The organism is Streptomyces sp. NPDC045955, assembly GCF_056430805.1.
Genome location: NZ_JBWKKY010000008.1, coordinates 372,136 through 393,007, shown reverse-complemented (window position 1 = coordinate 393,007; position 20,872 = coordinate 372,136). Strand labels below are relative to the sequence as shown.

The window sequence follows — 20,872 nt, the reverse complement described above, 5'->3', positions numbered from 1 at the left end:
AGGCCCCAAGACGGAACAGAGTGTGGGTTGACCTGCACGTTCCCCGGACCGAGAGTGAGCGCCATCCCCAGCGGGACGCGCCAGGGCCGACCACCACCCAGACCGCACCATCGAAAGGAGCGACCTCATGCGCATCCCGAAGCGCGTCGCCGTGATCGGCGCCGGCACCATGGGCAGCCAGGCCATGTGGCGACTGGCCGCCCGCGGAGCCGAGGTCATCGGCTACGACCGGTACGCGCCGGGTCACGACCGCGGCGCGGCCGGGGGCGAGAGCCGCATCTTCCGCGCCGTCCACCTCGGTGAACCCGGCTACATTCCCCTGCTGCGACTCGCCGACCGGATGTGGGAGGAGCTCCAGGCGGAGACGGGCCGGTCGCTGCGACGCCGCAGCGGATGCCTGGTGATGGGCGAGACCGCCTCGCCGGCCATGCGCCTCCTCCTCTCCTCCAGCGCCACCCACGGTCTGGATCACGAGGTACTGGACGGGGAGGAACTCGCCCGCCGCTATCCGCAGCACCGCCTCCCGGACGGGCACACCGCCGTCCTCGACCGCGAGGGCGCCATCATCCGGCCCGAGGCGTCGGTCCAGGCGGCGGCCGCCCGCGCCGAACAGCTGGGCGCCCGGCTGCACCGCTACACCCCCGTGCGGGAGATCGTCCCCGCGGCGGGGGGCGGGGTGCACATCATCACCGACCAGGGCACGGACCACGTCGACACCGCCGTGGTGACCGCGGGCCCCTGGATCAACACCCTGCTCCCGGACCTGCCGCGGAGCGTCGACGTGCGCCGGGTGGTCTGCTCCTGGCACCTGCCCACCCGCCACGACTGGTTCGCGGGCGGGGCTCCCCCCTTCGTGCGCGCCACACCCCACGACTGCTTCGGGATCCCGTCGCCCGACGGCATCTCCGTCAAGCTCGGTCTCTCCTTCGCACGCCATCTGCCGGTGCCGGAGCCCGAACGGCTCGACCGTACGGTCCGCCCCGAAGAACTCGGCATCTTCCGCGAGCTCATCACCGAGCTGATGCCCGACCTGAACCCCGACCCCATCAGGATGTCGGCCTACATGGAGGGCTACACGGAGTCCGGAAACCCGCTCGTCGGTCATCTCCCCGGCGAGGACGACATCGTCGTCATGGCCGGTTTCTCCGGCAGCGGCTTCAAACTCTCGCCCGCCATGGGAGAGATCGCCGCCGATCTGGCACTCGACGGCACCACGGAACACCCCATCGACTTCCTCGCTCCGGCAGGAGTCGCCGCCGCCTGATCCACGGCACTGCCGACGACATCGCCCCCAGCAAGGACAAGGAGCGTCCTCATGCCCATTCCCTCGTTTCAATTCCGCCCGAAGTACGTCTCGTTCGACTGTTACGGCACGTTGATCGAGTGGCCGATGACCCCCATCACGCGTGAGCTCGTCGGCGACCAGATCCCCGCCGAGCACTGGGACCAGTTCGTCCGGGAGTTCCGCGGTTACCGCTACGACTCGGTCTGTGGCGAGTACTACCCCTACGAGCAGACGCTGCAGGACGCCTTCGAGCGGGTCTGCCGCAAGTGGGGCGTGAAGGCCGCCCCGGACGCGGGCAAGCGGTTCGCCGACGGCGTGCGCAGCTGGGGCCCCCACGCCGACGTGCCCGAGCCGCTGAAGAAGATGGGCGAGAACTACAAGCTGGTGATCCTCTCCAACGCCGAGGACGCCTTCCTGGAGGAGAGCGTGCCCCGGCTCGGCGCGGACTTCCACGCGGTCTTCACCGCGGAGCAGGCCGGCTACTACAAGCCCCGCTACGCCGCGTTCGAGTACATGCTCGAGAAGCTCGACGCGTCCCCCGAGGACTTCGTGCACGTCTCCTCGCACACCCGCTACGACCTGATGCCGATGCACGACATGGGCTTCCGCAACCTGGTCCTGCTGGACCGCGGCTGCGACCCCGTGACCCACGGCTACGACTACGTGACGGTGAAGTCCCTGGACGAGCTGAACACCATGCTCGGCATCTGACGCTCCCCGATGTGCGCCGTTTTCAACACCAGTAGAGGAAAAGCATGTCGCTCCTGAAGACCATCGACACCAATCCCTCCTTCGCACCCCGCGAGTCCGGCCCGCTGCCGGAACGCCTGATTTCCGGCAACCCGACTTACAAGACCTGGGCCCAGGACGCCGCCCGCGAGGAAACGATCAATACGGGTGTCTGGGAAGCCACGCCCGGCGAGACGCGCTCGATCAAGGGCGAGCTCTTCGAGTTCTGCCACATCCTTTCCGGCGTCATCGAAATCACGCCGGAAGGTGGCGAGCCGGTGGTCTACAAGGCAGGCGACAGCTTCGTCATGAAGCCGGGCTTCGTCGGTGTCTGGAAGACCATCGAAACCGTGCGCAAGATCTACCTGACCGTGTCGTAACGCGAATGCCGCAGGGCAGGCGAGGGGACCGGGCGGCTGCCGCCCTGTCCCCTCCGTACCGGCACTCGGCCGGTCAGCTGTCCGGCAACGCCTCCAGGAAGCCCGGTGGCGGTACGAAGAACAGGGTGCCGGTGACGGCCCGTGAGTAGTCCAGCAGGGGGTCGGGGCCCGAGTCCGGGCCGCCGAGGAACATCCTGCGCAGCATCGTCTCGGGTATGGCGGGCGTGCGCGCGTAGGCCACGAAGTACGTGCCGAACTCCCCGTGTCCGGGCCTGCCGAAGGGCATCGCCGACCGCAGGATCTTCTGCTCCGAGCCGTCCGGGCCGAGAACGGTGTTGACGTCCTTGTGCGAACCGGGCGCGTCGAGTTCGAGGTTGGTGAGCTTGGTGCGGCCTATCACCTTCTCCTGCGCCTCGACGGCGAGGGCCTCCCACGCGTCCACGTCGTGCAGGTACTTCTGCACGAGCGCGTAACTGCCGCCGCGGAAGCCGGGGTCCTCCTCGCCGACCAGCGCCGCGTCGGCCGCCGCCGGGCCGACGGGATTCTCGGTGCCGTCGACGAAGCCGAGGACGTTGCGCGAGTCGAAGTACGAGAACGCCTGGGTCTCGTCCCGCACGGTGATCGTGCCGCGCAGCCGCCGCACGAGCTCGGCGGCGAGCGCGAAGCACAGGTCGGTGCGCGCGGCCTTGATGTGGAAGAACAGGTCGCCGGGGGTGGCCGGGGCGTGGTGGGGCCCCGCCAGCTCGCGGAACGGGTGCAGTTCGGCGGGCCGCGGGTCGCCGAACAGACGGTCCCAGGCCCGGGATCCGACCCCGGCGACGCACCCCAGACCGCCGTCGGGGCTGGGGAAGCCGACGGACCGCACCAGGCCCGCGAGGGAGCCCAGCACCTCCCGCACGACGGCTTCCCGTCCGGAGTCGATCGTGGCGACGAGGAACACCGCGACCGACGCAGGCGGGTTCAGAACCGGCTGCGGCAGCGTCTCTCCCGAGAGCAGCGGTGACGTCATGACATCTCATCCCTTCGGCCGGCCGACACGGCCCGCCCGCTCCCCCTCCGGGGCGGCGCGGCCCACGCCCCTGACACGATGCCCCGCGAAGAGGCGGCCGGAACTTTCCGGCCGGAAGCGCTGGTTGCTCGGCCGGACCGCCGCCGGCCGGCAGGTACGGCTCCTCGAAGATCTGGGTCCGGACGGAAGCGGTTTCCCCGTGCACGGTGCTCGGGGTGTGCGGCTTCCGCAACGGCTGCCGTGGGCGGCTGGACAGAACCCGGGGCCTCGCGGAGGATGTGGGCGATGCGGCCCGACCCCAAGCACTTTCTCACCCACGCGGTCCGTCGCGTCGCGCGCGCCGAACATCCGGCGCAGGTACTGGAGGAGCTCTGCGGGGCGACGGTGCCGTCCGTCGCGGACGCCCTCGTCGTGTATCTCGACGCCTCGTCGGGCAGCGCGGACCGGACGGCCTGTGACGCCCAACTGCGCCTGAGCGGCACCGGCTTTTGCCGTTCGCCCATCCCCGCCCAGCCCTCCGGCCCGGTCTCGTCCCCGGCGGGCGGTCCGCCGTACGGCACCGGCGCGCAGTGGCATCCCGGGTCCCAGGACGGGCTGGGCGGTGTGCTGGGCGGGGCGGCGCCGGTCACCGTCCCGATGGCGCCATCCGGCGTCCTGGCGAAAGTCCTGGACGCCGGCGAGGCGCTGGGCAGGGACTCCGGTGATCTGGATCCGGCCCTGCGGGAGTTGCTGGGGCCCCATTCCCGTGTGCCGCAAGGGGACCGGGTTCTCCTCGTCCCCCTGGTCGGCCCCGACGGCACGGTGGGGGCCGCCCTGTTCCTGCGCCACCCCGACCGGGACGTCTTCCGTGCGCGGGACCGGCAGGTGCTCGGCGAGCTGTCGGCGCACGCCGCGCTCGGCGTGAGCGGAACACCGCCGGCCTCGCGCCCGGCGCCTCCCCCGGCCTTGCGCCCGGCGCCTCCCCCGGCCTCGCGAGCCGCCGCCGAACCGATGCGGCAGGACGCTGACCGGCTGCGGTTCGTGGGCGCCGCGACGCGGCGGATCAGCCGCGCCATGGAACTGGACGAGATCGTGGCGGGGCTGTGCCGGGCCGTCCTGCCCAGCTTCTCGGACGGGATCCTCGTCTGCCTGCGCGATCCGCTGCCGGTCGGCGACGAGCGGCCCACCGGCCCGCTGGTCCTGCGGCTGCACCGGTTCGACCGCGCCCCGGCGGAGGACACGGGCGGCGTCCCGTTCCCCGAGCCGGGAGTGGCCGCCTCCGGCCTGTGCGAGGTCCGGCCGGGCAGCGATCTCGCCGAGGTGCTGCGGGGTGTGCGCCCGGTGTTCACCGACTCCCCCGCCGGTCGTGGCGCGCTGGCCGAACTGACAGGCGACAGCGGTGAGTTCGCCCTCCCGGATGGCCAGCGCGCGATCCTCGCCCCGCTGCGCGGCCGGCGCCGCGTCATCGGCACGGTCCTGTTCCTGCGCCGCCCCGAGAGCAGGCCCTTCGAGCTCAACGACCTCCTCGTCGCCGCGCAGCTCGCCACCCACAGCGCCCTCGGCATCGACAAGGCCGTGCTCTACGGCCGCGAAGCCCACATAGCCGACGAACTCCAGCGCACGATGCTGCCCGAGACCCTGCCCAGCCCGCCCGGCATCCGTCTCGCCGCCCGTTACCTGCCCGCCGCCGAATCGGCCCGGGTCGGCGGCGACTGGTACGACGCCATCCCGCTGCCGGGCAGCCGGGTCGCGCTGGTCGTCGGCGACGTCATGGGCCACTCCATGACGTCGGCCGCCATCATGGGCCAGCTGCGCACCACCGCCCAGACCCTCGCCGGCCTCGGGCTGCCGCCGCAGGAGGTCCTGCACCACCTCGACGAACAGGCCCAGCGCCTCGGCGCCGAGCACATGGCGACCTGCCTGTACGCCGTCTACGACCCGGTATCGCACCGCATCACCATCGCCAACGCCGGCCACCCGCCGCCCGTCCTGCTCCACCCGGGCGGCCGGGCCGAGGTGCTGCGCATGCCGCCCGGCGCGCCCATCGGCGTCGGCGGCGTCGACTTCGAGGCGGTCGAGCTCGACGCCCCGGGAGGCGCGACGCTGCTGCTCTACACCGACGGCCTGGTCGAGTCCCGCCTGCGCGACGTGTGGACGGGCATCGAGCAGCTGCGCGAGAAGGCGGGGACCACCGGCCGGCTCGCCGGGCCCGGCCGGCCCCCCGCGCTGGAGACCCTGTGCGACGACGTCCTGGACATGGTCGGTCCCGGCGACCGGGACGACGACATCGCGCTGCTCGCCGCCCGCTTCGACGGCATCGCGCCCGGCGACGTGGCGTACTGGTCCCTGGAGCCGGAGGACGCCGCCCCCGGCCAGGCCCGCCGCCTGGCCCGCCGCACCCTGTCCCGCTGGAACCTGGAGGAGCTCGGCGACTCCGTCGAACTGCTCGTCAGCGAGCTCGTCACCAACGCCGTGCGCCACAGCTCCCGGCCCGTCACCCTCCGCCTGCTGCGCACCGACGTGCTGCGCTGCGAGATCGGCGACGACGCGCCCGAACTGCCACGCCTGAGGCGCGCCCGGCCCACGGACGAGAACGGGCGGGGACTGTACCTGGTCAGCCGGCTGGCCATGCGGTGGGGGGCGGCCCGGCTCAGTACCGGCAAGATCGTGTGGTTCGAGTTCGCCCGGCCCTGAAGCGCCTCGGAGGTCGTTTTCTCCCGTTGTTTCGTCGCCGCCTGAAGGCGCGCGCCCCGACAGTCGCGCCGACGCCCAGGGCCACAGCTCTGAACACCTTCGACGTCACCTTCGAGGGACCGCTGCTGAAGTCTTCGCGACGTCAGTGCACCGCATCATCGGTCGGCGCCGCCTGAAGCATGCGGATGCAGGCTTTTCCCGCCGCTTTGGCCTGGTACATGGCCAGGTCGGCGTTGTGCAGGAGTTCGTCCGGTGTGATCCCTGGCGTGGCTACCGCGACGCCGACGGATGCCGAAACCACTGCATCGGTGGTGTTGATGCGGTACGGCTGGGACAGGGCGGACAAGAGTCGCTCGGCCACTTCCCTGACTGTGGAGGGGAATGTTGCCGCCTCGCCCTCCAAGAGCGCGGCGAACTCGTCCCCGCCGAGGCGGGCGACGGTGTCACCGGCCCGCACGCAACCCTGGAGCCGCCGGGCGGCAAGGCGGAGCAGAACATCGCCCGCCGCGTGTCCGTTGGAGTCGTTGACGGCCTTGAATCCGTCCAGGTCCACGAAGAGCACCGCGGGAGGGGCCGTACGGGCGGTGCGCTTGCACAAGGCGTGAGCGACTCTGTCGGCGAACAGCGCGCGGTTGGGCAGGCCGGTCAAGGCGTCGTGGAAAGCCAGGTGTTCGAGCTGTGCCTGCAACTCGACCCGCTTGGTCACGTCACGGCTGTTGAAGATCAACCCCTCGGGGTGGTGGCTGATCGTCGACTCGACGTGGCGCCATCGCCCATCAGCCGCCCGGACCCGGCAGGACACGCAGGCGCCCGGCCCGCGGGTGCCTGAGGCGGCTTCCTGCCGCAACGTCTCGACGGCGTGCAGCAGCGCGGACATGTCGTCCGGGTGGCAGTACAGCGGCAGGCGGGCGCCCACCAGGTCCTCGGGCCGGTATCCGAACACCTCGACGACGGCCGGGCTGACGTAGAGCAGGCGACCATCCAGGTCGGCGATGGTGATCACGTCGCTCGAGCCGTCGACCAGCGTGCGGTAACGGGCGTCACGGGCTGCGGCCTCGCGCATGAGCCGTAGATGGTCGGCATGAGCGGCACCATGCCGAGCGCCGAGTCCCAGGAGCACCGAACCTGCCAGGGAGACCATCACGACATCGATGTGGCCGCCGGCCAGCGCGTGGGCTGCCAGCGCCAGCTCGCAGATCACCACGGGCACGAAAGGCGCCACCACTGCGACGACAGGCATCTCACGCCGCTCGACCCCCACGGCGCTGGCACCGCCGGGCAGCCACGGCGCGGCGGCGACCAGGAGCAGGCCCGTCACCGAGCAGGTCTCCGTGAGAGGAATTGCGCACCAGACGCCCGGAGCGGGCATGAGGATCCGTAGCATGTCGCCCAGCGTCAAGATCGCGAGTGCCACAGTGGCCACCGTGGTAGCCGTGCGCTCCTGGCGGTTCAGGCAGAAGCGCACGGCGACCAGCAGTCCGAGGACGATGATGTCCGTGACCACACGGGCGAGCCCCATCAGTGAGGACCACATGTCACTGCCCTGGTCGGCGCGATGCAACAGCAGCACCCAGCCCAGGGTGAGCAGTGACCCCGCGGTCACCCAGGCATCCAGCAGCCTCCGCAACCAGACCAGGGGCGTGCCACCCTCCGTGGCCGCGAGAACGAGCCCGGCAATCCCCAGCCCCAGACACATGGCGAGCCCGGTGAGGGCCAGTAGCCCAGTCGCTGAATCAAGAACATCGGAGCCTGCGGGAGATGAAGGGGTCTGCCCCGCCACCAGATGGTGAAGGCCGCCTGATAGCAGCGAAACCGCGAGCAGTCCCAGGCGAAGGCGTACCCGCCCCTTGGCCCCCCGGGCCCTTGTGAGCAGGGAAAGGGCAGCCAGAGCGTGCGCAGCGGGTACCACCGTGCCGGCTCTCGGCAAGGTGGCCGCAGCCACGCATGCTCCCCCGGCTGCGGCAGCCGCCAAGCCCACACTCAGGGTCCTGCCCGCTCCTGTTGCCTGCAGCCGGCGGCCGATGCGGGCAGCGGTCGCCGAAGGGCCTCGACCGGCCCGTGCCTGCACCATGCGAACCCCCCGGGGTGGTCAACCTGAGAAGGGCAGCCACACAATCCTTGGACAACTCCAGTGCGACAAGAGGGTAGGAGGATCTATACGCCCTCCCTGCAGAAGCAGCGTGGAGTTCGCCCGAAATAACGACAGCATTCGTGTGTCGAGGACGGTGGCGGCGTCGAACCTGGTAGGCGGAACGCTGCTGAACCCCCTTCAGCCTGCGCTACTCCATGGCGGGAAAAGTGATGAAGGCCCGATTCACGAACCAGTGCCGCGTCGCTCTCGCCGGAGGTCGGGGAGCAACTGCTGCAGGCTCTCCGGCCCGGACTGCCCCTGGAAACGCCGGTTCAGCTCGCCGTGCGGCGGATCCGGCCCGCGTACTTCTTCTCCAGCTCCAGGTTGCCCTCGAACCCGCCGGGCACATTGGCCGAGACGTAGACCGGGGGGCGCTCGCCGGAGGCGAGGAGGCGGCCGGCCGCCTCGGCGACCGTCATCTGGACCAGCATCACGCCGGTGAGCGTGGACAGGGCGCAGACCGCGCCGCCGCCGGGGAGTTCGAGCAGGGAGTCGCCGCGCGGGGCCGCGTTGTCGAGGACGACGTCGGCGATGTCGGCCAGCTTCCGGCCGCTGGGATGAGCGGCGGGGACGGCCCGGGTGTGGGCGAGGGAGGTGAGGGCCAGGACGCGATGGCCGTGTTCCCCGGCGTGCAGGGCCATCTCCACGATGACGTTGTTGACGCCGGAGTTGGAGATGACGACGAACAGGTCCTGAGGGTTCGGGGCGGCCAGTTCGTAGAGCCGGGCGGCCACCCCGGCCCGGCGTTCGAGGAGCGGGTCGTCGAGGACGGCCGGGTCCTCGCCGCCGTAGAGGACGAGGTCGGCGATGCTCAGCCGGTTGGTGGGGACCAGTCCGCCCGCGCGGCCGGCGAGTTCGAGGACGAGCGCCTGCGAGTGACCGGTGCCGAACGCCTGGACGACGCCCTCCGCGCGGACGCACTCGGCGACCAGGTCCGCGGCGGCGGCCACGTCGTCCCGGGCGGATTCGATGACGTGCTGGAGGACGGCGAGGCTCTCCCGCGCGAACCCCTGGGCGCTCACAGACTCGACGGACACGCGTCACACTCCCCATTGATGGATTGATTCACCCTACACTTCTGCACTGATGAATCAATAAATCACACACCTTCCCGGCCATCAATCGGGCATCGATCGAGTCATGGGTCGGGTCCTGGTATTCAATCCATGCCTGGAAGGGTGGCTGGTACCTTCTCCCCATGCCTCCCACGGACGTCACCACACTGATCCGCACCGAGCTGCCCCGGCTGGCGGGGTCCCTGCGGAAGGTCGGCGAGCTGATCCTGGAGGATCCGGCCGCCGTCACCCACTGCTCGGCCGCCGAGTTGGGCCGCCGCACCGGCACCTCCCAGGCGACGGTGACCCGTTTCTGCCGGGCCATCGGGCTCGACTCCTACCAGCACCTGCTGATCGAACTGGCCCAGGAGCGCGGCCGGGGCGAGGCGTCCGACTGGGGAACCGCCGAGATCGGCCCGGACATCTCCCCGGACGACAGCCTCGAACGGGTCGTCCAGGTCGTCGGCACGGCCGACCTGCGGGCCATCCAGCAGACCATCGACCGGATCGACCTCGACGCGCTGGAACGCGCGGCCCAGGCCCTGGCCCGCGCCCGCCGGATCGACGTGTACGGCGTCGGCGGCAGCGGGGCGGTGACGCAGGAGACGGAGACCCGGCTGTTCCGCATCGGCTGCGCGGTCCGCGGCTGGACCGAGGTGCACGCGGCCGCCACCTCCGCGGCCCTGCTCACCCCCGCGGACGTGGCCATCGGCATCTCCCACTCCGGGGCGACCCGCGAGACCCTCGAACCGTTCGAAATGGCCAAGGAGCGGGGCGCCACCACGATCGCGCTGACCACCGATCCGCGCTCACCCCTGTCCAGGGCCGCCGACATCCGGCTCATCTCGTCCTCCTCGGAGACCAGTTTCCGGGCCGAGAGCATCAGCAGCCGGCACTCCGTCCTGATGCTCGTCGACTGCCTGTACGTGCGGGTCGCCCAGCTCACCTACCAGCGCGCGAGCGCCTCGCTGGCGCTGACCGACCACATCACCCCACAGCACGCGGTGAAGTCCCGGCGGGCCAGGTGACCCGGCCGAGCGTGCATGGATGAACCACCAAGTTGACGTGAAGATGGTTGTTTGAATCACTCCTGCCGTGCAGGATGGGGCTCCCCAGAGCACTCGTAGGAGCCCCATGCGCGTCACCTCTGTCGAGTCGACCGAGCTCTTCACCGGGATCACCGAGCAGCCGCGCCAGGTGGTGGCCGTCGAACTGAGCCACACTCCGGGCCGGACCGTGCGGCTCACCGTCGAGGGTCCGGGCCTCGCCGGCGCCGCGGATGCCACCGCCGGCGAGGACGGCACCGTTCGCGCCGAGATCCCCGTCACCGGCGAGGACCTGGTGCCCGGCGACCGCCGCGAGATCACGGTCACCGCGGCCGACGGCGACGAAGTCACCTCCCGCACCGGCGAGTTCACGGCGGCCGAGCCCGGCTGGACCATGTTCATGGTCAGCCACTTCCACTACGACCCCGTCTGGTGGAACACCCAGGGCGCCTACACCGAGACCTGGGACGTCGCCGACGACCCCGCCTCCACCGGCCTGCCCGCCCGCACCTTCGACTCGCGCGGCCAGTCCGGCATGAGCCTGGTCCGGGCCCACTGCGACCTGGCCCGCCGCGACCCGGCGTACACCTTCGTGCTCGCCGAGGTCGACTACCTCAAGCCCTACTGGGACGCCTTCCCGGAGGAGCGCGCCTTCCTGCGGCAGCTGATCCGCACCGGCCGCGTCGAGATCATGGGCGGCACCTACAACGAGCCCAACACCAACCTCACCGGCGCCGAGGCGACGATCCGCAACGCCCTGTACGGCGACGGCTTCCAGCGCGGCATCATCGGGGCGTCCCCCGAAACCGCCTGGCAGCTGGACGCCTTCGGGCACGACCCGCAGTTCCCGGGGCTGATGGCGGACGCGGGGGTCGGCTCCAGTTCGTGGGCGCGCGGGCCGTTCCACCAGTGGGGGCCGACGCTGTCGGTGTTCGGCGAGGAGCCGAGGGACCCGGGCCGGATGCAGTTCCCGGCGGAGTTCGACTGGATCGCCCCGTCGGGACGCGGCCTGCTGACCGCGTACATGGTCAACCACTACGGCGCCGGCTGGGCCATCGACAACGCGCCCAACCTGCCCGAGGCGGAGGCCGCCGCGTACAAGCTGTTCCAGCGGCTCAAGCAGGTCGCCCTCACCCGCAACGTGCTGCTCCCGGTGGGCGGGGACTACGCCCCGCCGTGCCGCTGGGTCATGGACATCCACCGGGACTGGAACGCCCGGTACGTCTGGCCCCGCTTCGTCAGCGCGATCCCCCGGGACTTCTTCGCCGCCGTCCGCGCGGAACTTCAGACGCAGGGCCGCAAGGCCTCCCCGCAGACCCGCGACATGAACCCCGTCTACACCGGCAAGGACGTCTCCTACATCGACACCAAGCAGGCCCAGCGGTACGGCGAGACCCTCCTCGCCGACGCCGAGGCCTGGGCGACGCTCGCCTCCCTCGTCACCGGCCGCCCCTATCCGGACGCGGCCCTGGACAAGGCCTGGCGGCAACTCGTCTACGGCGCCCACCACGACGCCATCACCGGCTCGGAGTCGGACCAGGTCTACATCGACCTGATGACCGGCTGGCGGGAGCTGCACGACCTCGCCCGGAGCGTGCACGCCGACGCGACCCAGGCCCTGGCCGACCAGGTCGCCCCGGGCGACGGCCCCGACCTGGTCGTGTTCAACTCCGCGACCTGGGAGCGCCGTGACGTCCTGACCGTCGACGACCCAGGGCTCGTGCCGCAGGGGCTGCCCGCGGTCCTGGAAGACGGCCGGCTCCATGTCGTCGTCCCGCATGTTCCCGGCATGGGCCTCACGGCGCTCCCGCTGGCCGAGGGGTCGGCCCCCGGCTGGACGCCCGGCGAGGGCCTCACCATCCGCAACGAGTACTACGAGGTGACGGTCGACCCGGCGCGCGGCGGCGGCGTCAGCGGTCTGCGCGCCCTGGCCGAGGGCGGCCGGGAGCTGCTGCGCCCCGGTGACATCGGCAACGAGATCGTCGTCCAGGAGGAGTACCCGAGGCATCCGCGCTTCGGCGAGGGCCCCTGGCACCTCACCCCGACCGGCACGACCGCGGCCCGCGGCCGGGACGTGACCGCCGAGGTACGCGCCGAGCACTCCCCCGCCGGCTCGCGTCTCACCGTCACCGCCGACCTCGGCCTCTTCCGCTACACCCAGCGCTTGACGCTGTGGCAGGGCGTCGACCGGCTCGACGTCACCACGACCGTCGACGGGTACGACGGCGCCGACCGGCTGATCCGGGTGCGCTGGCCCTCGGACGTACGCGGCGGGCTGCCGGTGCACGAGGTGGCGGACGCGGTGATCGGGCGCGGGTTCGGCTTCGTGGAGGTCGACAGCGAACGGTTCCCGTGGACCCTGGACAACCCGGCCAACACCTGGTTCGGCCTCGGCTCCACCGCCCGCGTCGCCGTCCACGACGACTCCGGCGTCCTCCTCGGACACCGCTCCATCGGCGTCGCCGAACTCGTCTACCCCGACTGGGACATCGCGGGCGACCTCGGCGCCCCGCTCGCGGCGGCCCTGGTCCGCGCCGGGGTCACGGCGACCACGACGATCGCGGGCGGCCCGCGCTACGGCGACCTGGAGGTCGACTCCAACCTCCCGGACGTCCGGATCGCCGTCGGCGGCCCCGACCGCAACGCCGTGGTCGCCGAGGCGCTCGGCTGGGACCCGGCGGCCGGCCGGGAGCTGAAGCGCCAACTGGCCGAACGGGGCGTGGCCGCCGTGTGGGTCGCCCCGCGGGCCTGCCTGCGAGAGGAGTGGGTCCCCGGTGCCGATCTGCGCGACCTGGAACGCCTGCCGCTGCTGGTGGTGGCGGGCGCCCGCCCCCAGGACGACGCCAAGGCGGTCGACGCGATCGTCGCCGACCTGGACGACTTCACGGTGACGGCCACGGCGGCCGGCGGCGGCGAGGCGCTGCCGCCCGGCGACGCCTGGGACGGCCGCAGCTTCGCGGTCCTCAACCGCGGCACGCCCGGCTGCGTGGTCACGTCCTCCGGCGACCTCTACATGTCCCTGATGCGCTCCTGCACCGGCTGGCCGTCCGGGATCTGGGTGGACCCACCGCGCCGCACGGCGCCCGACGGCTCGGGGTTCCAGCTCCAGCGCTGGTCGCACACGTTCGAGTACGCCGTCGTCGCGGGCACCGGAGACTGGCGCGGACTGCGGCTGCCGCAGGCGGGGCACGCGTACAACCGCCCGCTGACGGCACGGCTGCGGCAGTCCGCCGGTGCCTTGCCCCGGGAAGCCACCCTGCTCGGTCTGGAACCCGCCGGCGAGGTGCTGCTCGACGCGCTCAAGCCGCTCGGCTCCCCGCTGGCCCGGGGCAGCCAGGCACCCGTGGATCCCGGACGGGGCCTCGTCGTCCGCGTGCACGAGGTCGACGGCCGGCCGGTACGGGCACGCCTCACCGGGCCGGTGGCATGGGCGGCGGGCGCCCGCGCCGACGTCCTGGAGAGGCCCGGGGCGCCCCTCGCCCCGGACGAGACCGGCGACCTCGAAGCCGACCTGACCGGCTTCGAGGTCGCCACCCTCCTCGCCACGCCCGCCCAGCCGCCCCACCAGGCGTCCGGGCCGGGCATCGCCGCCCACGAGCCCGCCCAGCCCGTCGCCACCCGCTACTGGCTGCACAACTCCGGCCCCGCCCCACGCGGCAACATGCCGGTCGCCGTGTATCTCTCCCCCACCGCCCTCACCGCCGACGGTCCGGTCACCGCGACCGTCCGGGTCTCCTCGGAACTCACCGACGCGCCTGTCTCTGGCACGGTGACCTTCGACGTGCCGCCCGGCTGGAGCACCGAGCCCGCCACTCTCCCGTACACGCTCGGCCCCGGCGGCTTCACCCTCACGGACATCACGGTGACACCCCCGCCGGACCCCGTCCCCGGCCGGCACTGGCTCGCCGCGCGACTGTCCTACGGCGGCCAGACCTACGAGGACGTGGTGGCCCTGGACGTGCCGGACGGGCACACGGGCCCGACTCTGGTGGCGGATCTGGGAGTCGAACGGGTGAGCGTACGCCGGGGTGAACGGACCCGGGTCCCCGTGAGCCTGCGAAATCCCACCCGCGGCCCCGTCAACGGCACCCTGTGGGCCGTCTCCTCCTGGGGCACCTGGCCCGGGGTCACACCAGGCTGCCAGGGCTTCACGGTGCCCGGTGGGGAACAGGTGGAGTCCGTGATCGAGGTGAACGGCGACGCGATCCCACCGGGTTCGTACTGGCTGATGGCGAAGACGGCCTGGCACGGCTGCGTGGCCTACACGAGGGCCATCGAGCTGGAGGTGACGCCATGAGGGAGGAGTACGCGGCAAGCATCCGAGGCAGACCGATCCCCAAGCAGCGCGTGGAAACATTCCTGGGCACCAGTCTGCCCAGGGGCGCGGGGAACCGCGCGACCAGCCACGACACCGCCGCACGAGCACGACGACACCGCCAACGACGACGCTGGGCAACCCAGGTCATCGTCACCGACGAACTCGCCCGACAGGCCTGCGCGGAACGCGGCCTTCCCCCACCGGACGACGTCCTGCCGATGCACCTGCTCACCATCCCGGAAACCGACGTCGCCGATCTGGGCAGCATCATCGCCGCAGCCCTCGCCCACTCCCCCGCCGCCCGAGCCCTGCTCGCCGCCCTGGAGCGCGAGCAACACATCCCGGAGACGGCCGTACGGGACTACTACGACCGCAACACAGACCGCTTCCTCACGCCCGAGGCGCTGAGGTGCGGTGTCGACCCGTTCAACACCGTGGAGCCGTCGGACATCCACCCCTACGAGCACGTCCAGGACGGCATCGCGCAACAGCTGCGCCACGCCGCGGCCCGCCGCGCGTTCTTCGACTGGCTCGACCAGGCAAGGGCGGACGTCGTGTACGCCGAAGGCCACGAACACCCCGGCGACCCCTCCCAGCCGGACCACGAACACCGCCACTGACCGCCGTACGCAACCGAACAGCAACACCGCAAACCATTGACCTCCGATGAATTCTGGTCCACCTTTTCATCAATCGAAGTCCAACTTGGTGATTTGATCCAGCATGACTGGTCCCAGGAGGGCAGCAATGCGCGCAAGAAGACTCACCGGATCCCTGACCTGTCTGGTCGTCCTGACGCTGACGGCCGCCGGCTGCGGCCTGTCCGGCGGGGGTTCCGACGGCGGCGACGCCACGGCCGGCGGCTGCAAGGTCGACAAGGGCAACGTCGGTTCCGGCAAGCTCTCCGGGGACGTCAAGGGAAAGATCACTTTCCAGACCACCAACCTGAAGAAGGACTTCGGGAAGTACTTCAACGGCGTCATCGACGCCTTCGAGCAGGCCCATCCCGGCACCAAGGTCAACTGGATCGACGATCCGGGCGACGCCACCTTCACCCAGCGCCTGGTGGCCGACGCGCAGGGCTGCACGCTGCCGGACGTGGTGAACATCAACGTCAACACGGCGGTGGCGCTGACGAAGAACGGCTACCTGCTGAACCTGGACGACAAGGCCCCGGACGCGGGCAAGCCGTTCGCGCCCGCGCTGTGGAAGTCCAGCATGTACGCCGACGCGGACGGCAAGAAGGTGCACAGCGTGCTGCCCTGGTACTCCGGCGGCATCGTGCAGACCTTCAACACCGACCTGATGAAGAAAGCGGGCCTGGACCCGGCCAAACCTCCGACGACCGTGCTCGGCCTGTTCGACGACGCGGAGAAGATAGCCAAGGCCTCCGGCGGCGAGTACTACGCGTTCCTCGCCAACCCGCAGCTGCGCATCCCCGCCGACTGGCAGCAGATGGGCATCAGGATCCTCTCCCCGGACGGCAAGAAGTTCACCTTCGCCGACGATCCGAAGACGGCCCGGTGGGTCGAGGCCATGACGAAGCTCTACAAGGCCGGCGGCATGCCGAGGGACTCCCTGTCCTCCACACAGGACCCGGCCAACGTCTACGGCCAGGGCAAGCTGGTCTACGGCCCCACCAACCCCAACTTCCTGCGGTTCATCCAGCAGAACAACCCGAGCGTCTACAAGAAGACCGGCGTGGCCCCCTTCATGCTGGACGCCCTCGGCCACACCGTCGGCGCCCCGCAATACATCGGCGTCGCGTCCACCAGCAAGAACGCCTCGACGGCGCTGGCCTTCGCGCGGTTCCTGACGAACGCCGAGAACCAGCTGGAGTGGGCCAAGGACCCGAACGTCGTCATCTTCCCGTCCACCACGGCCTCCCTGAACGACCCGTTCTTCCAGTCGGTCAAGGGCGACGACCCGTTCGCCGAGGCCCGCAAGATCGTCGCCAGTGACCGCAAGACCGCCACGGCCGACGAGATCGCGCTGACGCCCGGCGAGCTGAACGCCATCTCGGCCCAGATCCAGCTGGCCATGCAGGGCAAGAAGAGCGCCGAGGACGCTCTGAAGGAGGCGCAGTCCAAGGCGAACCAGCTGATCGAGCAGGGCAGTTGAGGATGACCCAACCGACCGTCCACGAGGCGCCCGTTCCCGCTCCCCCGGGTGCGGGCGCCGGGCGCACCGGCGCATCCCCTTCGCCCGGCACGCCGGGGTCCCTGCGCCGTGTCCTCCGCTTCGTCCTGCCCGGCCCGAGCGCCGACGCGGGGGGCGCGGCGCTCTACCGCCGCTGGTGGCTGCCCTGGCTGTGGATGACCCCGGCGATCGTCGGCGCGACCGTGTTCGGGGTCTTCCCGTTCCTCAACACGGTCGTCGTCTCCTTCACCGACGCCAAGCCGCTCGGTGGGGCGTACGACGTCGTCGGCCTGGAGAACTACCGCCGGATGCTGGGCGATCCGGACTTCTGGCTCGCCACCCGCAACAGCCTGCTGTACGCGCTGTTCGTCGTCCCGCTGATGGTGCTGCTGCCGCTGCTGCTCGCGATCCTCGTCGAGAAGAACCTGCCGGGCATCGGCTTCTTCCGCTCCGCGTTCTACACGCCCGTCCTCGCCTCCAGCGTGGTTGTCGGCCTGAGCTGGCAGTGGCTGCTGAGCGACCAGGGACTGATCAACACCTGGCTGCAGAAGGCCCACCTCATCCGCGAGGCCATCCCGTTCCTGTCCGACTCGTGGCTGATCCTGCTGTCGGCGATGGGCCTGACGCTGTGGAAGGGCCTGGGCTGGTACATGATCTTCTATCTGGCCGCCCTGGGAAACGTCCCCAGGGAGCTGCACGAGGCGGCGGCCGTGGACGGCGCCGGCGCGGTGCGCCGCTTCTGGCACATCACCGTGCCCGGCGTACGCCAGTCGATGATGCTGGTCGGCACCCTGACCGGCATCGGCTCCCTGCGGGTCTTCACCGAGATCTACATGCTGGGCGGTTCCACCGGTGGTCCCGGCGGCGCCGACCGCACGCTGCCCTTCTACATCCGCGACGTGGGCCTCGACCCGCTCACCGGCAACGCCGGCTACGGCGCGGCGGTCAGTGTCGCCCTGTTCGCCCTGACCCTTGGCCTCACGCTGCTCGCCCAGCGCCTGACGAAGGAGGACGAGGCATGACGACCGCCGTCGACAAGCCCCGGCGTCCGATGCCCCGCTGGCGGGACTACGGCCGCCCGCGCGAACTGGTCGTCCGCTACCTGCTGTTGGTGTTCGTCCTGTTCATCACCGTCGGCCCGCTGCTGTGGCAGCTGCTGTCGTCCCTCAAGGGCGCGGGCGAGGACGTCTTCGGCGCGGGCGCCTCCCTGCTCCCCCATCACCCGTCACTGCGGGCGTACCGGGAGGTCTTCGACCAGGTACCGGTGTGGACGTACATCCGCAACAGCGTGTTCGTCGCCCTGCTGTCCATCACCAGCCAGCTCGTCTTCTCCACGATGGCCGGCTACATGCTGTCCAAGCCCGGCTGGAAGGGCCGCAAGCTGGTCTGGATCGTGCTGCTGGCGTCCATGATGTTCCCCTTCGAGTCGATCATGGTGTCGCTGTTCCTCAGCATTCGGGACATGGGCCTGGTCGACAACCTGGTGGGCGTCTGGCTGCCCGGCTTCGTCGCCGCGATCAACGTCCTCATCATGCGGGCCGCTTTCCTCGCGGTGCCGCGCGAGATCGAGGACGCGGCGATGCTGGACGGGGCGGGCGAGTGGAAACGCTTCCGGTACCTGTATCTGCCCTCCGCCTACGGCGCGATCCTCGTCGTCACCATCAACACCTTCATCAGCGCCTGGGACGACTTCCTGTGGCCGCTGATCGTGCTGCGCACCGAGGGCCACTTCACGCTGACGCTGGGCCTGGCGCGGCTCCAGACCTCGTCCTTCGGCTACGACCAGCGGATGGTGATGGCGGGCTCGGTGATCTCGGTGATTCCCGTGCTGGTGCTGTTCGTCATCACCCAGCGCTGGTTCTACAAGGGGGTTTCCTCGGGGGCCGTGAAGCTCTGAGTCGGTACGGCGGTCAGGGCGGCCCGCGCGGACGCGGCGACGCGGAACTCGACCACCGTGCCGGGCGGCACGGCGGCGGCGAAGTCGGCGCCGAGCGGGAACGCGACCGTGCGGGTCTCGCCCGGCGCCAGGTCGACGGCCCGGAAGCCGTGCAGTTCGAGCGTGCGTGGCCAGACGCGGGTGCGCAGCCGGCGCAGATAGAGCTGGGCGACGGAACGGCCGTGTCGCCGACCGGTGTTGGTGATGTCCGCCTCGACGCCGTGCCCGGACAGCCGCGGTGGGCCGTAGGCGAAGCTCGTGTACGACAGTCCGTGCCCGAAGGAGTGCAGCGGCTCGGCGCTGTCGTCCACGTAGCCGCCGTACTCGGTGTCCTTGTGGTTGTAGTGGACGGGGAGCTGGGCCGCGGAGCGGGGCACGGAGACCGGCAGCCGGCCGGCCGGCTCGGCGAGCCCGAGCAGCACCTCGGCGATCGCCTCACCGCCCCACGGGCCGGGGTACCAGGCGGTGAGCAGCGCGGCCGCCGTGTCCGGCACGACGTGCGGGCGGCCCTGGATCAGCACGACCACGGTCGGCGTCCCCGTCGCGACGACGGCGTCCAGGAGGGCGTACTGTGCCTCGCCCAGCCGCAGTCCGGCCAGGTCGACGCCCTCGCCGCAGGTCATTTCGGACACGGCGGTGCGCGCGGCCCCGTTGGCGTCGAACCCGGTCCCGGCGGAGCGCGCGCTGCTGCCGCCCAGCACCAGCACGGCGGCGTCGCACGCGGCGGCCTGGGAGATCGCCTCGGGGATGCCCGACAGGTCGCCGCCGGTGAGGGCGCACCCCCGGGCGTGGCGTACGTCGGTGCCGGCCGGGGCGAGCTTCCGCAGCCCGTCGAGGACACTGGTGCCGGTGCCGGGGCGTTGGGGGGCGGTGTAGTCGCCCAGTTGGTGGGCGACGGTGTCGGCGTGCGGGCCCAGGACGGCGATACGGGAGACGGTCGCCGGCGATATGGGCAGCACGCCGTGGTCGTTGCGCAGGAGGGTGACGGCGGCGCGGGCGACGGCGGTGCTCAGGTCGCGCCCGACGGCCGGGGGCGGCAACGGGCAGGTGCGGTAGGGCTGTTCGAACAGTCCCAGGCGGAATTTCAGCCGCAGGACGCGCGCCACGGCCTCGTCGAGAGCGGCCTCGCTCACCAGGCCGCGCTCGACCGCCGTCTCCAGATGCGTGAACCCCTCGTCCCACAGGCTCAGATCCACCCCCGAGTCGAGCGCGAGGGCCCCCGCGGAGACCTTGTCCCCGGTGATGCGGGCCAGCCGGTCGACAGCGAGCCCGTCCGCCATGACGAGCCCCTGGAAACCCCAGTGCTCCCGGAGCAGTTCGCGGAGCAGGGCGCGGTTGCCGGAGCAGGGCAGGCCGTCGACCTCGTTGTAGGCGGCCATGACGGCGGCGGCTCCGGCCCGGACCCCGGCGCGGGCGGCGGGGAGGTGGATCTCGTGCAGCTCCCGGAGCCCGAGCTCGGACTCGGCGGAGTTGCGGCCGCCGACGGTGGCTCCTTGTCCGGCGAAGTGCTTGAGGACGACGGGTGCCTTGTCGGCGGGGAAGTACGCGGCGGGCGCGCCCTGCATGCCGCGCACCAACGCCTCCGTCAGCCGTGCGGCCAGATACGGGTCCTCGCCGAAGCACTCCTCGGTCCGCCCCCAGCGTGGATCACGGGCGATGTCGAGCGCCGAGACCAGGGCGACATGCCCGCCGCGGGCGCGCAGTTCGGCGGCGGCGTGCGCGGCGGCCCGTTCGTACAGTCCGGGGTCCCAGGTCGCGCCGACGGCCAGGTTGACGGGCAGGACCGTGCCGTCGAGGGCCATGTGCCCGTGCGGCACCTCCTCGACGAACAGGGCCGGGATGCCGAGGCGGCTGCGCTCGACGACGTGGCGCTGGACGAGGTGGGCCAGTTCGGCGCCGTCCTCGGCGCCGGATCCGGTGGCGTGGTCGACCCCGGACCAGGCGTCGGCGCGCAGCAGCCCGTACAGCGCGCCGAGTCCGGCGAAGCGCTCGGTCTCGGCGTACAGGGCGTCGGTGAGCTCGAAGCCGCCGTCGCGAGTGCGGCGGTAGGCGTCCCAGCCGTACATCCGCTGGTTGAGCTGGCCTGCCTTCTCGCGCAGGGTCATACGGGAGAGCAGGTCGCGGACGCGGGCGTCGACCGGGGCGTTGGGGTCGCGGTACAGGGGCGTGCC

Annotated in this window: 14 protein-coding genes; 10 read left to right on the top strand and 4 right to left on the bottom strand. The window is 71.4% G+C overall.

All coding sequences use genetic code 11. The features are described from left to right. Nucleotides 1-127: 127 nt before the first annotated feature. The 3 genes from solA to AC07F0_RS19545 are packed head-to-tail and all read left to right on the top strand — an operon-like array spanning nucleotide 128 to nucleotide 2,394. Complete coding sequence (gene solA, locus AC07F0_RS19555) at nucleotides 128-1,264, top strand: N-methyl-L-tryptophan oxidase (RefSeq protein ID WP_478980401.1); 1,137 nt, start codon at nucleotides 128-130, stop codon at nucleotides 1,262-1,264. 51 nt (nucleotides 1,265-1,315) lie between these two features. Continuing rightward, on the top strand, nucleotides 1,316-1,996 hold the full coding sequence (locus AC07F0_RS19550; protein ID WP_478980399.1) for a haloacid dehalogenase type II: 681 nt from the start codon (nucleotides 1,316-1,318) through the stop codon (nucleotides 1,994-1,996). A 44-nt stretch (nucleotides 1,997-2,040) separates the two neighbouring features. After that, nucleotides 2,041-2,394, top strand: a complete 354-nt coding sequence (locus AC07F0_RS19545) for a cupin domain-containing protein (RefSeq protein WP_436729784.1) — start codon at nucleotides 2,041-2,043, stop codon at nucleotides 2,392-2,394. 73 nt (nucleotides 2,395-2,467) lie between these two features. On the opposite strand, the gene AC07F0_RS19540 is transcribed toward AC07F0_RS19545, so the two are convergent. Beyond that, complete coding sequence (locus AC07F0_RS19540) at nucleotides 2,468-3,403, bottom strand: Dyp-type peroxidase (RefSeq protein WP_478980397.1); 936 nt, start codon at nucleotides 3,401-3,403, stop codon at nucleotides 2,468-2,470. A gap of 606 nt (nucleotides 3,404-4,009) precedes the next feature. Between AC07F0_RS19540 and AC07F0_RS19535 the strand changes: the two genes are divergently transcribed. Further along, nucleotides 4,010-6,076, top strand: a complete 2,067-nt coding sequence (locus AC07F0_RS19535; RefSeq protein ID WP_478980455.1) for an ATP-binding SpoIIE family protein phosphatase — start codon at nucleotides 4,010-4,012, stop codon at nucleotides 6,074-6,076. Nucleotides 6,077-6,218: 142 nt separating this feature from the next. On the opposite strand, the gene AC07F0_RS19530 is transcribed toward AC07F0_RS19535, so the two are convergent. Both AC07F0_RS19530 and AC07F0_RS19525 read right to left on the bottom strand, forming a co-directional pair. Further along, the gene (locus AC07F0_RS19530) at nucleotides 6,219-8,018 is read right to left on the bottom strand and encodes a diguanylate cyclase domain-containing protein (RefSeq protein ID WP_478980395.1); all 1,800 of its coding nucleotides are present in this window, start codon (nucleotides 8,016-8,018) and stop codon (nucleotides 6,219-6,221) included. A gap of 461 nt (nucleotides 8,019-8,479) precedes the next feature. Further along, on the bottom strand, nucleotides 8,480-9,244 hold the full coding sequence (locus tag AC07F0_RS19525; protein ID WP_478980393.1) for a sugar isomerase domain-containing protein: 765 nt from the start codon (nucleotides 9,242-9,244) through the stop codon (nucleotides 8,480-8,482). 161 nt (nucleotides 9,245-9,405) lie between these two features. Between AC07F0_RS19525 and AC07F0_RS19520 the strand changes: the two genes are divergently transcribed. From AC07F0_RS19520 to AC07F0_RS19495, 6 genes are all read left to right on the top strand, one after another. Continuing rightward, nucleotides 9,406-10,290 carry a MurR/RpiR family transcriptional regulator gene (locus tag AC07F0_RS19520; RefSeq protein ID WP_478980391.1) on the top strand — a complete coding sequence of 295 codons (885 nt, stop codon included), beginning with the start codon at nucleotides 9,406-9,408 and terminating at the stop codon, nucleotides 10,288-10,290. A gap of 106 nt (nucleotides 10,291-10,396) precedes the next feature. Continuing rightward, nucleotides 10,397-14,605, top strand: a complete 4,209-nt coding sequence (locus AC07F0_RS19515; RefSeq protein WP_478980390.1) for a glycoside hydrolase family 38 N-terminal domain-containing protein — start codon at nucleotides 10,397-10,399, stop codon at nucleotides 14,603-14,605. Between the two features lie 50 nt (nucleotides 14,606-14,655). Continuing rightward, nucleotides 14,656-15,246: a peptidyl-prolyl cis-trans isomerase gene (locus AC07F0_RS19510; RefSeq protein ID WP_478980388.1), complete on the top strand. Its 591-nt coding sequence runs from the start codon at nucleotides 14,656-14,658 to the stop codon at nucleotides 15,244-15,246. A 127-nt stretch (nucleotides 15,247-15,373) separates the two neighbouring features. Next, nucleotides 15,374-16,747 (top strand): ABC transporter substrate-binding protein, encoded by a 1,374-nt coding sequence (locus tag AC07F0_RS19505; protein ID WP_478980386.1) that lies wholly within the window; start codon nucleotides 15,374-15,376, stop codon nucleotides 16,745-16,747. Between the two features lie 2 nt (nucleotides 16,748-16,749). Further along, the gene (locus AC07F0_RS19500) at nucleotides 16,750-17,787 is read left to right on the top strand and encodes a carbohydrate ABC transporter permease (RefSeq protein ID WP_478980384.1); all 1,038 of its coding nucleotides are present in this window, start codon (nucleotides 16,750-16,752) and stop codon (nucleotides 17,785-17,787) included. Next, the gene (locus tag AC07F0_RS19495; RefSeq protein WP_478980382.1) at nucleotides 17,784-18,662 is read left to right on the top strand and encodes a carbohydrate ABC transporter permease; all 879 of its coding nucleotides are present in this window, start codon (nucleotides 17,784-17,786) and stop codon (nucleotides 18,660-18,662) included. The genes AC07F0_RS19500 and AC07F0_RS19495 overlap by 4 nt, the downstream gene beginning before the upstream one ends. Here the strand turns inward: AC07F0_RS19495 and AC07F0_RS19490 are convergent. Next, nucleotides 18,626-20,806 (bottom strand): glycoside hydrolase family 3 N-terminal domain-containing protein, encoded by a 2,181-nt coding sequence (locus AC07F0_RS19490; RefSeq protein ID WP_478980453.1) that lies wholly within the window; start codon nucleotides 20,804-20,806, stop codon nucleotides 18,626-18,628. The genes AC07F0_RS19495 and AC07F0_RS19490 overlap by 37 nt on opposite strands. Nucleotides 20,807-20,872 lie beyond the last annotated feature (66 nt).

Bases quoted from the DNA above. Each gene is read 5' to 3' on its own strand.
- AC07F0_RS19490 (WP_478980453.1), bottom strand. From the start codon at position 20,806: ATGACCCTGCGCGAGAAGGCAGGCCAGCTCAACCAGCGGATGTACGGC.
- solA (WP_478980401.1), top strand. From the start codon at position 128: ATGCGCATCCCGAAGCGCGTCGCCGTGATCGGCGCCGGCACCATGGGC.
- AC07F0_RS19515 (WP_478980390.1), top strand. From the start codon at position 10,397: ATGCGCGTCACCTCTGTCGAGTCGACCGAGCTCTTCACCGGGATCACC.
- AC07F0_RS19520 (WP_478980391.1), top strand. From the start codon at position 9,406: ATGCCTCCCACGGACGTCACCACACTGATCCGCACCGAGCTGCCCCGG.
- AC07F0_RS19540 (WP_478980397.1), bottom strand. From the start codon at position 3,403: ATGACGTCACCGCTGCTCTCGGGAGAGACGCTGCCGCAGCCGGTTCTG.
- AC07F0_RS19495 (WP_478980382.1), top strand. From the start codon at position 17,784: ATGACGACCGCCGTCGACAAGCCCCGGCGTCCGATGCCCCGCTGGCGG.
- AC07F0_RS19550 (WP_478980399.1), top strand. From the start codon at position 1,316: ATGCCCATTCCCTCGTTTCAATTCCGCCCGAAGTACGTCTCGTTCGAC.
- AC07F0_RS19500 (WP_478980384.1), top strand. From the start codon at position 16,750: ATGACCCAACCGACCGTCCACGAGGCGCCCGTTCCCGCTCCCCCGGGT.
- AC07F0_RS19505 (WP_478980386.1), top strand. From the start codon at position 15,374: ATGCGCGCAAGAAGACTCACCGGATCCCTGACCTGTCTGGTCGTCCTG.
- AC07F0_RS19545 (WP_436729784.1), top strand. From the start codon at position 2,041: ATGTCGCTCCTGAAGACCATCGACACCAATCCCTCCTTCGCACCCCGC.